Origin of the sequence: Streptomyces sp. NPDC006296 (assembly GCF_040613235.1) — a bacterium.
Taxonomy (GTDB): domain Bacteria; phylum Actinomycetota; class Actinomycetes; order Streptomycetales; family Streptomycetaceae; genus Streptomyces.
Genome location: NZ_JBEXRT010000057.1, coordinates 24369 through 35938, shown reverse-complemented (window position 1 = coordinate 35938; position 11570 = coordinate 24369). Strand labels below are relative to the sequence as shown.

The 11570-nt window shown below is 71.9% G+C and carries 9 protein-coding genes; 4 read left to right on the top strand and 5 right to left on the bottom strand.

What is annotated here, in order from left to right:
* Positions 1-274: 274 nt before the first annotated feature.
* Positions 275-766: an LURP-one-related family protein gene (locus ABZ172_RS27810; protein WP_356887711.1), complete on the bottom strand. Its 492-nt coding sequence runs from the start codon at positions 764-766 to the stop codon at positions 275-277.
* Between the two features lie 64 nt (positions 767-830).
* Between ABZ172_RS27810 and ABZ172_RS27805 the strand changes: the two genes are divergently transcribed.
* On the top strand, positions 831-2642 hold the full coding sequence (locus ABZ172_RS27805; RefSeq protein WP_356887709.1) for an NHL domain-containing thioredoxin family protein: 1812 nt from the start codon (positions 831-833) through the stop codon (positions 2640-2642).
* A gap of 113 nt (positions 2643-2755) precedes the next feature.
* Here ABZ172_RS27805 and ABZ172_RS27800 read toward each other — a convergent pair whose 3' ends face one another.
* The 3 genes from ABZ172_RS27800 to ABZ172_RS27790 all read right to left on the bottom strand — a co-directional run bounded on the left by ABZ172_RS27800 (position 2756) and on the right by ABZ172_RS27790 (position 6451).
* Positions 2756-2977: a DUF6458 family protein gene (locus ABZ172_RS27800; RefSeq protein ID WP_356887707.1), complete on the bottom strand. Its 222-nt coding sequence runs from the start codon at positions 2975-2977 to the stop codon at positions 2756-2758.
* 102 nt (positions 2978-3079) lie between these two features.
* Positions 3080-4378 (bottom strand): M18 family aminopeptidase, encoded by a 1299-nt coding sequence (locus ABZ172_RS27795; protein ID WP_356887705.1) that lies wholly within the window; start codon positions 4376-4378, stop codon positions 3080-3082.
* A 246-nt stretch (positions 4379-4624) separates the two neighbouring features.
* The gene (locus ABZ172_RS27790; protein ID WP_356887703.1) at positions 4625-6451 is read right to left on the bottom strand and encodes an acyl-CoA dehydrogenase; all 1827 of its coding nucleotides are present in this window, start codon (positions 6449-6451) and stop codon (positions 4625-4627) included.
* Between the two features lie 171 nt (positions 6452-6622).
* Between ABZ172_RS27790 and ABZ172_RS27785 the strand changes: the two genes are divergently transcribed.
* The 3 genes from ABZ172_RS27785 (at position 6623) to ABZ172_RS27775 (ending at position 9332) form a co-directional block, all read left to right on the top strand.
* Positions 6623-7063, top strand: a complete 441-nt coding sequence (locus tag ABZ172_RS27785; protein WP_356887701.1) for an SseB family protein — start codon at positions 6623-6625, stop codon at positions 7061-7063.
* Between the two features lie 147 nt (positions 7064-7210).
* A complete protein-coding gene (locus ABZ172_RS27780; protein ID WP_356887699.1) occupies positions 7211-8167 on the top strand; it encodes a pirin family protein in 957 nt (318 codons plus the stop codon).
* 88 nt (positions 8168-8255) lie between these two features.
* Complete coding sequence (locus ABZ172_RS27775; RefSeq protein WP_356887697.1) at positions 8256-9332, top strand: AI-2E family transporter; 1077 nt, start codon at positions 8256-8258, stop codon at positions 9330-9332.
* On the opposite strand, the gene ABZ172_RS27770 is transcribed toward ABZ172_RS27775, so the two are convergent.
* Positions 9327-11447 (bottom strand): SpoIIE family protein phosphatase, encoded by a 2121-nt coding sequence (locus ABZ172_RS27770; RefSeq protein WP_356887695.1) that lies wholly within the window; start codon positions 11445-11447, stop codon positions 9327-9329. The two genes, ABZ172_RS27775 and ABZ172_RS27770, sit on opposite strands and share 6 nt — an antisense overlap.
* Positions 11448-11570: the final 123 nt, after the last annotated feature.

The window sequence follows — 11570 nt, the reverse complement described above, 5'->3', positions numbered from 1 at the left end:
AGCCCGGCAGAGGGCCCCCCCCGCCGCCACCACCCGTGTCCCGGGGCGGGGGGGGGGGGGGGCGCCCTCATCCTGGACAACCCCCCCCACCGCCCGGGTGCGGTGCCCGTCGGCCCGTCGCGGCGGACGCTGCCGTCAGCCTGACGCCGGGCGTCCCGGACCCCGGGCCCGAGACCTCGGAGCTGCGGGTCTGCGTGGGCTGCCGGGTCCGAAAGCCTCGGGCTCTCCCTGATGCGGCCCTCGCGTCGCCCGGCCGTTCCGGGCCGCCACGGCCTCAGTCCTCGTGGTCCTTGTCCGCGAGGACGATCACGCACACCGCCACCGCGAGCAGCAGCGGCACATCGGCGTCCTCCCGGACGACGTCGATGCCGTAGGTGTCACGGATCGTCAGCCAGCGCCGGGAGATCTGGGCGAGCAGTTCACCGTCGTACTCGATGGCGAACTCGCGGTCCAGGATCTTGCCGCTGACGTCCAGCTCGGTGCCCTCCGCGAGGCTCACCCGGTAGTGGTTGCGCAGCAGGGAGAGCCGCTTCCGCTTGACCCGGGCGAGCTCGTCGCCGTCACGTTCGATGAGCATCGTGTCGCGGATGCTGATCATCTTCTGGCGGATCTCCACCAGCACCCGGCCGTTCGTGTCCTTCAGCTCGAAGGTGTCCCGCAGCCGCATGGCCTTGCCGTCGACGAGGAAGAGCTTGCGCCCGTCCGCGTCCTCGATCCAGTAGTCGTCACCGATGCCGAACACACGCTCACGTACGAGAAGTCTCATGGATCACAGGTTCCCCGACCACCTGCCGGAATGCGCGCAGGGCGCGGTGCTGTTGACTGGTGGCATGACAGCACGTGCACGTGTCCGCGCCCCCGAACTGATCGGCAAGGGCGGCTGGCTCAATACGGGAAACCGCCAGTACACCCTCGCTGACCTGCGAGGGCGCATTGTCATCCTGGATTTCTGGACCTTCTGCTGCGTGAACTGTCTGCATGTGCTCGACGAGCTGCGCGAGCTGGAGGAGAAGCACCGCGACACCGTGGTGATCATCGGCGTCCACTCGCCGAAGTTCGTGCACGAGGCGGACCACCGGGCCGTGGCCGACGCGGTCGAGCGGTACGAGGTGCACCACCCGGTGCTCGACGACCCCGAGCTCGCCACCTGGAAGCAGTACGCCGTCCGCGCCTGGCCCACCCTCGTCGTCGTGGACCCCGAGGGCTACGTGGTGGCCCAGCACGCGGGTGAGGGCCACGCCCACGCCATCGAGAAGCTGGTCGGCGAGCTGGAGGCCGAGCACGCGGCGAAGGGCACCCTGCGCCGCGGCGACGGTCCGTACGTGGCGCCGGAGCCGGTCGCCGGACATCTGCGGTTCCCCGGGAAGGCCCTCGCGCTTCCCGACGGCGGCTTCCTGGTCTCGGACACCACCCGCCACCGCCTGGTCGAGCTGGCGGCGGACGGGGAGACCGTGCGCGGCCGCTTCGGGGCCGGGGAGCGCGGATTCGCCGACGGAGGCCGCGAGGAGGCCCGGTTCAGCGAGCCCCAGGGCCTCGCCGTCCTGCCCGACGGCCGGATCGCCGTCGCGGACACGGTGAACCACGCGATCAGGGCGCTCGACCTCACGACGGGGGAGACGACCACGCTCGCCGGGACCGGCCGCCAGTGGTGGCAGGGTTCCGCCACCGACGGCCCGGCGACGGAGGTGGACCTGTCGTCCCCCTGGGACGTCGCCTGGTTCGGCGGCCGGCTGTGGATCGCGATGGCCGGCGTGCACCAGCTGTGGACGTACGACCCCGGGCGGGGGACGGTCGGGGTCGCCGCGGGCACCACCAACGAGGGGCTGGTCGACGGCCCCGCGGACGAGGCGTGGTTCGCGCAGCCGTCCGGCCTCGCCGCGGCCGGGGACCGGCTCTGGGTCGCCGACTCCGAGACCTCCGCGCTGCGCTGGGTGGACCTGGAGGGCACCGTCCGCACGGTCGTGGGCACGGGGCTCTTCGACTTCGGCCACCGGGACGGTCCGGCCGGTCAGGCGCTGCTCCAGCACCCGCTGGGTGTCACCGCCCTCCCGGACGGATCCGTGGCGGTGAGCGACACCTACAACCACGCGCTGCGGCGCTACGACCCGGGGAGCGGCGAGGTCACGACGCTGGCCACGGACCTGCGGGAGCCGAGCGGCGCCGTCCTGGTGGACGGGGACCTGGTGGTGGTCGAGTCCGCGCGGCACCGGCTGACCCGGCTGCGTCTGCCCGAGGAGGCCGTACAGGTCGCGGACCGGGCGCACCGCACACAGCGCGCGGCCACCGAGGTCTCCGCAGGGACGCTCCGGCTGGACGTGGTCTTCCAGGCGCCCGCAGGACAGAAGCTCGACACCCGCTACGGCCCGTCCACCCGGCTGCTCGTCTCCTCGACCCCGCCGGAGCTGCTGGCCGCGGGGGCGGGGCCGGGTACGGATCTGAGCCGTGACCTGGTCCTGGCCGACGGGGTCGCCGAGGGCGTCCTGCACCTGTCCGCGATGGCGGCGTCCTGCGACGACGACCCGGCGAACGCGTACCCGGCCTGCCATGTGCACCAGCAGGACTGGGGTGTCCCGGTGCGTGTCACCGCCGCCGGTGCCTCCAGGCTGCCGCTGGTGCTGGCCGGGATGGACGAGCAGGGCTGACGGCCCGGGGCCCGGCCCTGCGCGGGCGGACGTCCGGCGCCGGTACGCCTGCCGTGCCGGGCCCCTCGCACCCGTCCTGTCGCGTCGCGGCGAGGGGCGGCCCGGCCGTCAGGTCACTGGTAGCGGCGCTCGTCCTCCGGGACGACGGTGGCCGTGGGCGACATGACCATGCGGCGCCGGCGCGCGATGCTCACGTAGACGAAGACCCCGACGAGGCCGACGAGCATCATGATCCAGCCGACCAGGTCCACGTTGACGGTGTCCAGTTCCCAGTCCGTCGCGAACGCCAGAATCGCCCCGGCCCCGATCAGGAGAATGCATCCTCCGAGTCCCATGATTTCCGCCTCCTCGACGGCCCGGTGCGTCCGGGCCGGTGTACGGGTCGCGTACCCGGCCCGGCAACAAGCATGTCTGTGAGGGCGGTTGGGACGGAGGGATCAGCCCGCCAGGAAGGCGGTGAGCGCGTTCGCCAGCAGGTACGGGTCGTCGGCGCCGCAGAGCTCGCGCGCGCTGTGCATGGACAGGATCGCCACACCGATGTCGACGGTCCGGATGCCGTGGCGTGCGGCGGTGATCGGGCCGATCGTCGTGCCGCAGGGCATCGAGTTGTTGGAGACGAACGTCTGCCAGGGCACGCCGGCCTTCTCGCAGGCCGCGGCGAACACCGCGCGGCCCCCGCCGTCGGTCGCGTAGCGCATGTTGACGTTGACCTTGAGGATCGGCCCGCCGTTGGCCACCGGGTGGTGCGTCGGGTCGTGCCGCTCGGCGTAGTTCGGGTGGACGGCGTGGCCGGTGTCCGAGGAGAGGCAGACGGTCCCGGCGAAGGCCCGTGCGCGGTCCTCGTAGGTACCCCCGCGGGCGAAGACGGAGCGCTCCAGGACCGTGCCGAGCAGCGGGCCGTCCGCGCCGGTGTCGGACTGGGAGCCGTTCTCCTCGTGGTCGAAGGCGGCCAGGACGGGGATGTACGGGATCTCGGCGTCCGGCAGTCCGGAGACGGCGGCCAGCGCGGCCGTCGCGGCGTGCACCGAGAGCAGGTTGTCCATCCGCGGACCGGCGAGCAGCTCACGGTCCCGGCCCAGGTAGGCCGGCGGCTCGACGGGGTGCGGCATGAGGTCCCAGCCGGTGACCTCCTCGGCCGCGACACCCGCCTCCTCGGCGACGAACCGGATCAGGTCGCCCTCCTCGACCTCACCCAGGCCCCAGATCGGCTGCATGTGCTTCTGGCGGTCGAGCTTGAGGCCGTCGGGGTTGGCGGACCGGTCCAGGTGCACGGCCAGCTGGGGGACCCGCAGCAGCGGACGGTCGGTGTTCACCAGCCGGTGGGTGCCGTCGCGCAGGGAGATCCGGCCGGCCAGGCCCAGGTCCCGGTCGAGCCAGGTGTTCAGGAGCGTCCCGCCGTAGACCTCCACGGCGACCTGGCGCCAGCCGTGCGCGCCGGTGTCGGGAAGCGGCTTGACCCGCAGGTTCGGGGAGTCGGTGTGGGCCCCCACGATCCGGAACGGGGTGTGGGCGCCGGCGCCCTCCGGTACGTACCAGGCCACGACGGCGCCGCCCCGCAGGACGTACTTCCCGCCCGTGGAGCCGTCCCAGGCGTCCGTCTCCTCGACCTGCCGGAACCCGGCCTTCTCCAGTCGCGCCGCGGCGGTGGCGACGGCGTGGTAAGGGGAGGGGCTGGCCATCAGGAAGGCCATCAGGTCGTCGGTGTGCCCGCGGTCGAAGCGGAGGGAAGAGCGCATGTTCCTCACTGTAACGACGGTCGCCGGGGGCGCCGCACGGGTCCCGTCCGGGACCTTGGGGCCCCCGTGGCCCGGCCGGGACGGCGGTCCCGCTTCCCGGCGCCCCCGTGGCCCCTCGGAGCAGCGCGGCGGCGGGGACCACGGGTACGGCCCGCCCCCTGACAGGGGACGGGCCGTACCGGCGGGGCAGGGGCGCGGGAGGTGCGTCCCGCGGTCCCGGCCGTCAGGGACGACGCGGGAGAGCCCTCAGAACGCGGCCTCGTCCAGCTCCATCAGCGAGTTGTCGACGGTCTCGGCGAGCGCGCGCTCGGCGGAGACACCCGGCAGGACGTTCGCGGCGAAGAACTTCGCGGCGGCGATCTTGCCCCGGTAGAAGGCGGTGTCCTTGGCGGAGGCGTTGCGCAGCTTCTCGGAGGCCACGACCGCGCCCTTGAGCAGCAGGTATCCGACCACGACATCGCCGGAGGCCATCAGCAGGCGGGTGGTGTTGAGGCCGACCTTGTAGATGTTCTTGACGTCCTCGCCGGTCGCGGTGAGGTCGGTGATCATCGTGCCGACGATCGCCTCCAGGTCGACCGCGGCCTTGGCGAGGTTGTCCAGCGCGCCGGACAGCTCCTCGTCGCCCTGGGCGCCGGCGAGGAACTTCTTGATCTCCTCGGAGAGGGCGTTCAGCGAGGCGCCCTGGTCGCGGACGATCTTCCGGAAGAAGAAGTCCTGGCCCTGGATCGCCGTCGTGCCCTCGTAGAGGGTGTCGATCTTGGCGTCCCGGATGTACTGCTCGACCGGGTACTCCTGGAGGTAGCCGGAGCCGCCGAAGGTCTGGAGCGACTGCGCGAGCTGCTCGTAGGACTTCTCGGAGCCGTACCCCTTGACGATCGGGAGCAGCAGGTCGTTCAGGCCGTTGAGCGCCTTGGCGTCCTCACCCGCGGCCTCCTTGACCTGGATCGCGTCCTGGACGGACGCGGTGTAGAGCACGAGGGAGCGCATGCCCTCGGCGTACGCCTTCTGCGTCATGAGGGAGCGGCGCACGTCGGGGTGGTGCGTGATGGTGACCTTGGGGGCCGTCTTGTCCATGAACTGCGACAGGTCGGTGCCCTGGACGCGCTCCTTGGCGTACTCCAGTGCGTTGAGGTAGCCCGCGGAGAGCGCCGCGATGGCCTTCGTGCCGACCATCATCCGGGCGAACTCGATGATGCGGAACATCTGGCGGATGCCGTCGTGCTTGTCGCCGATCAGCCAGCCCTTGGCGGGGTGCCGGTCGCCGAAGGTCATCTCGCAGGTGTTCGAGGCCTTGAGGCCCATCTTGTGCTCGACGTTCGTCGCGTAGACGCCGTTGCGCTCACCGAGCTCGCCGGTGGTCCAGTCGAAGTGGAACTTCGGCACCAGGAAGAGGGAGAGCCCCTTGGTGCCCGGGCCGGCGCCCTCGGGGCGGGCCAGGACGTAGTGGAGGATGTTCTCGGACATGTCGTGCTCGCCCGAGGTGATGAAGCGCTTCACGCCCTCGATGTGCCAGGAGCCGTCCTCCTGCTCGACCGCCCTGGTGCGGCCGGCGCCCACGTCCGAGCCGGCGTCCGGCTCGGTGAGCACCATGGTCGAGCCCCACTGCTTCTCGACGGCGATCTCGGCGACCTTCTTCTGCGCCTCGTTGCCCTCGTCGAAGAGGATGCCGGCGAACGCGGGGCCGGAGGAGTACATCCAGACCGCCGGGTTGGAGCCGAGCAGCAGCTCCGCGTAACCCCAGATCAGGGAGCGCGGGGAGGTCGTGCCGCCGATCTCCTCGGGGAGGCCCAGGCGCCAGTACTCGGAGTCCATGAACGCCTGGTACGACTTCTTGAAGGAGCCCGGGACGGGTGCGGTGTTCGTCTCGGGGTCGAAGACCGGCGGGTTGCGGTCGGCGTCGGCGTACGAGTCGGCGAGCTCGTTCTCGGCGAGGCGGGTGACCTCGTCCAGGATGCTCTTCGCGGTGTCGACGTCCATCTCCGCGAACGGACCGGTGCCGTACAGCTTGTCGCGCCCGAGGACCTCGAAGAGGTTGAACTCGATGTCGCGGAGATTCGACTTGTAGTGCCCCATGGGAAGGCTCCGTAATCAATAGCAGTGGCGCGCAGCGCCCCGTGGAGGAGGGTGGGTCGGGCGTCGGACGGCCTGGCGTGGGTGTGTCACCTGACTCCTACGATGATGCTACCCGTCAGTAATAAGACGCAACCCCTCAAGCCCGAGATGTGTCCGATTACTCTTTGCGGCATGTATGGCTACGACCAGAACCCGGGTGCACAGCAGCAGATGGGTGGCGGCTACGGCGGGCAGCCGTTGTACCCCGAGCCCTCTCCGCCGTCCCTGGCCGACGCGGTACGGGCCTTCACGACCGGATCGCTGTCCGCGGAGGACTTCCAGCAGATCTTCGCCACGGCGAAGGTGTACTGCCCGCGCGGCGACAACCCCGGTTTCCTGGCGCTCCACAACACCCAGCAGCCGGTGATCCCCATGTTCACGACGCTCAAGGAGCTGCGGCGGTACGCGGGCAAGGAGTCCAAGTACTTCGTGATCACCGGGGCCGAGGTGATCGACCTGCTGCCCACCGGCTACGGCTTCGTGCTGGACATGGAGGGCGACCACCGCATGGTCTTCGATGCCACGGCGGTCGAGCAGATGGTCGACTTCGCGATGCGCCGCATGTACGGCTGAGGAACGTCCGCCGCTCCGGGTGGAATGAGGGCCCGCACCGTCACGGTGCGGGCCCTCATCGCTGTCCGGCGGCGGGAATGGAAGCCGCCTTGCAGGATGTTCACTGTTCAACTAAATTGGGATCAGAGACTTCCGGAGGTGGCTCCCATGCCCGCAGTGACCGTCGAAAACCCGCTGACCCTGCCCAAGGTCGCCGCGCCGGCCGACGCCGTGGCCCGACCCGTGCTGACCGTCACGACCGCGCCCAGCGGTTTCGAGGGCGAGGGGTTCCCGGTGCGGCGCGCGTTCGCCGGGATCAACTACCGGCACCTCGACCCGTTCATCATGATGGACCAGATGGGTGAGGTGGAGTACGCGGCGGGCGAGCCGAAGGGGACTCCCTGGCACCCGCACCGCGGCTTCGAGACCGTCACGTACATCATCGACGGGAGCTTCATCCACCAGGACAGCCACGGCGGTGGCGGCGCCATCGAGAACGGCGACACCCAGTGGATGACGGCCGGCTCGGGCCTCCTCCACATCGAGACGCCGCCGGAGGCCCTCGTCATGTCCGGTGGCCTCTTCCACGGCCTCCAGCTCTGGGTGAACCTGCCCAAGGCCGACAAGATGATGGCGCCGCGCTACCAGGACATCCGCGGCGGCCAGGTCCAGCTCCTCACCTCCCCGGACGGCGGCGCGCTGCTCCGCGTGATCGCCGGCGAGCTGGACGGTCACGAGGGCCCGGGCATCACCCACACCCCGATCACCATGGTCCACGCCACGGTCCGGCCGGGCGCCGAGGTGACGCTGCCCTGGCAGGAGGACTTCAACGGCCTCGCCTACGTCCTCGCCGGACGCGGCAGCGTGGGCACCGCGCGCCGTCCCGTCCACGTCGGGCAGACCGCGGTCTTCGGCAAGGGGTCCTCGCTGACCGTCCGCGCCGACGAGGAGCAGGACGGCAACACGCCCGACCTGGAGGTCGTGCTGCTCGGCGGGCGCCCGATCCGTGAGCCGATGGCGCACTACGGGCCGTTCGTGATGAACACCCAGGACGAGCTCAAGCAGGCCTTCGAGGACTTCCAGGCGGGCCGTCTCGGAAAGGTCCCGTCCGTCCACGGCATGTGACGGCACGGCACGACGTACGGGTGACGGACCGTCACCCGTACGCCCGTGCGGAGGGGCACCCGGCTCCGGCCCGTGATCGGGTGAGCGGGTGCCTACCCGGAAGCCACTCCTGCCCGACGCCGCGCGGCGGACGGCCGCCTGGTGCGGCGTCCTGCTCCTGGTCGCCGGCGTCGCGGCGGTGGCCGTCTGGCTGAGCGTCGCGCTCAAGACCGCGGTCACCCCGGTCCTGCTCGCGCTGCTCGGCACCGCGCTGCTCGGGCCCGTCCAGCGCCGGCTGACCGCGTACGGGGTGAACCGGTCGGTGGCCGCCGGTCTCACCTGTGCCGCGCTCGTCGCGGTGGTCGGGGGCGCCGGGTACATCGTCGTCACCGCACTCGTCGACAGCGGTTCGCAGATCGTGGAGTCGCTGAAGGACGCCGCGCAGTGGGTCATCGACCACTTCGACATCAAGGGCGTGGCCGACGTCAACGACCTGGCGGACAACGCCAAGGGGCTCGTCCAGAGGTTCGGCGCGAGTGCGGCGGGCGGACTGCTCAGCGGGATCAGCCTCATCGGGTCGCTGGTGACCACCGGGGTCCTGGCCCTGCTGCTGACCTTCTTCTTCCTGCGCGACTCCGACCGGGCCGCGGGGTTCGCCCACGACATCGCGCCGCGCGGCACGGGCGACCGCGTGGAGGCCATGGGGCGCAGGGCCTTCGAGGCCGTCGAGGGGTTCATGCGCGGCACCACCGTCATCGCCCTGATCGACGCGCTGTGCATCACGGTGGGGCTGCTGATCCTGCGGGTGCCGGGGGCGGCGGGGCTCGGCGCGCTGGTGTTCGTCGGCGCCTACATCCCCTACCTGGGGGCCTTCATCTCCGGCGCCGTCGCCGTGCTCGTCGCGCTCGCCGACCGGGGCGTCGTGATCGCGCTCTGGACGCTGGGCGTGGTGGTCGCCGTGCAGGTGCTGGAGGGCCATGTGCTCCAGCCCGCGATCCAGAGCCGGACCGTCCAGATGCACCCCGCCATGATCATGATCGCGCTGACCGCGGGGGCGAGCGTCGCGGGGCTGCTCGGCATGCTGCTGGCGGTCCCCCTGTGCGCGGCCGCGTTCGGGGTGATCGGCGAGCTGCGCACGGGGGGCGCGGCCGGCGGCGACGGGCCCGCGGCGGCCGGGGGTTCATGACGGCGCGGCGCCCAGTTCCGCCGGCTCCGCCGACTCGTACAGCTCGAACCAGATCGACTTCCCCTCGCCCCGCGGGTCCACGCCCCAGGCGTCGGCGAGCATCTCCATCAGCACCAGCCCGCGCCCGCTGGACGCCATCTCGCCGGGCCGCCGCTTGTGCGGCAGGTCGTCGCTGGCGTCGGCCACCTCGACGCGCAGCCGCCGCTCGCCCGGTTCGCCCGACACCTCGGCCACGAGCAGCGCGTCCCCGTCGGTGTGGACCAGCACGTTCGTGGCCATCTCGGAGACCATCAGCTCCGCGGAGTCGACCTGCTCCGCGTCCCTCCAGTCGTGCAGGAGGTCCCGCAGCTGCTGCCGGGCGGCCGCGATCCGCTCGGGCTCCGCCTGGGCGATGGTCATCGCCGAGCGCCGCCCGGGGACCCTGCGCGTCCGCGCCCCCTCGCGCCGCAGCACCAGCACCGCGATGTCGTCCTCGCGGCGGTCCACCAGCGGTCCGGTCGTGTAGTGCGAGCCCGGACCGTGCACGGCCTGGACGAGGGCGTCCGCGAGCTCCTCCAGGTCCTCGACGGGCTTCTCCAGGACCGGCCTGAGCCGGGTCCAGCCGGTGGCCATGTCGTGTCCGCCGGTCTCGATCAGCCCGTCCGTGCACAGCATGACCGTCTCGCCGGGGCCCAGGACGACGCGGGTGGTCGGGTAGTCCGCGTCCTGCTCGACGCCCAGCGGCAGCCCGCCGGCGGTCTGCCGGATCACCGCGGTGCCGTCGACGCTGACGACCACCGGGTCGGGGTGTCCGGCCCGGGCGATGTCGAGGGTGCCGGTCCCGGGGTCGGCTTCCGCGTACAGGCAGGTCGCGAAGCGCGTGGCGTCCGACCGGTCCTCGCCGTCGGTGAGGCCGTAGGAGTCGGTCAGCCCGGACAGGAAGCGCGAGGCCCGGGACAGCACCGCGTCGGGGCGGTGCCCCTCGGAGGCGTAGGCGCGCAGGGCGATCCGCAGCTGGCCCATCAGCCCCGCCGCCCGTACGTCGTGTCCCTGCACGTCTCCGATGACGAGGGCGATGCGGCCGTTGGGCAGCGGGATCATGTCGTACCAGTCGCCGCCGACCTGGAGCCCGCCTCCCGTCGGGACGTAGCGCGCCGCCACCGACAGTCCCGGCACGTCGGGGCCCAGGGTCGGCCTCATCGCCCTCTGGAGGCCCAGGGACAGTTCGCGCTCCGTCTCGGCGGTGCCGGCGCGCGTCAGCGCCTGTGCCAGCATCCGGGCCACCGTGTTCAGCACCGCGCGCTCGTCCGGCGAGAAGGCCACGTGGTGGCGGAACCCGGCCATCCAGGCGCCCATGGTGTGCCCCGACGAGACGAGCGGCAGGAAGGCCCAGGAACGTCGTCCGAAACCGCTGGCGAGGGGCCAGGTGACGGGGAAGCGCTTCCGGTACTCCTCGGGCGACGCGAGGTAGATCGCCTCCCCGGTCCGGACGACCTCGGCGGCCGGATAGTCGGTTTCCAGGAACATGTCGGTGAACGGCTTCTCGTCCCCGGCGCTCTGGCCGTGGTGCCCGACGACCGTCAGCCGGTCGCCCGAGATCCCGAAGACGGCCAGTCCGTCCGGCGAGAAACCGGGCATGGACAGCGAGCCCGCGACCCGGAGGACCTCCTCGGTGGACCCGGCCTCGGCCAGCGCCCGCCCGGCGTCCAGCAGGAACGCCTCGCGCGAGCGCCGCCAGTCCCCCGTGAGCGGTGTCCGTGCCGCCGTCGCCTCGGAGGGCGGGGCGACCTCCTGGATGGTGCCCATCAGCACGTAGGCGCGGCCGCCCGCAGCGTCCAGCGGCACCGGCTTGGACCGGGAGCGGACCGTGCGCACGACCTTCCCGTCGCGGTCCACGATGCGCAGCCGGGCCTCGGCCAGGGTGTCCTCGGCGATCGCGAAGTTCACGATGCCGTCGATCTCGTGCCAGTCGGCCGGGTGGAAGAGGGCACGCACCTCGTCGCCGGGACGGGCGGTGGACTCGGCGGGCAGTCCCACCAGCCGTGCCGCCTCCGCGTCGAACGTGACCGTGCCCGACGAGCCGTCCCAGCTCCACAGACCGGTCCCGATCGCAGCCAGGATCTCCTCGGTGCGCATTGCCCCACCTTAGGAAGATTGTCCGCACCGTCGCCACCGAGGGGCGGGAACCGCCCCGTGGGCGCGGACGGCCGCCGGGGACGTCTCGGACAGCCGTGCGGCGGGAATACCAACGAACCGGTG

Excerpts from the sequence above, each read along its gene's own strand:
- ABZ172_RS27785 (WP_356887701.1), top strand. The coding sequence starts at position 6,623 with ATGTATGGCTACGACCAGAACCCGGGTGCACAGCAGCAGATGGGTGGC.
- ABZ172_RS27800 (WP_356887707.1), bottom strand. The coding sequence starts at position 2,977 with ATGGGACTCGGAGGATGCATTCTCCTGATCGGGGCCGGGGCGATTCTG.
- ABZ172_RS27780 (WP_356887699.1), top strand. The coding sequence starts at position 7,211 with ATGCCCGCAGTGACCGTCGAAAACCCGCTGACCCTGCCCAAGGTCGCC.
- ABZ172_RS27795 (WP_356887705.1), bottom strand. The coding sequence starts at position 4,378 with ATGCGCTCTTCCCTCCGCTTCGACCGCGGGCACACCGACGACCTGATG.
- ABZ172_RS27770 (WP_356887695.1), bottom strand. The coding sequence starts at position 11,447 with ATGCGCACCGAGGAGATCCTGGCTGCGATCGGGACCGGTCTGTGGAGC.
- ABZ172_RS27805 (WP_356887709.1), top strand. The coding sequence starts at position 831 with ATGACAGCACGTGCACGTGTCCGCGCCCCCGAACTGATCGGCAAGGGC.
- ABZ172_RS27810 (WP_356887711.1), bottom strand. The coding sequence starts at position 766 with ATGAGACTTCTCGTACGTGAGCGTGTGTTCGGCATCGGTGACGACTAC.
- ABZ172_RS27790 (WP_356887703.1), bottom strand. The coding sequence starts at position 6,451 with ATGGGGCACTACAAGTCGAATCTCCGCGACATCGAGTTCAACCTCTTC.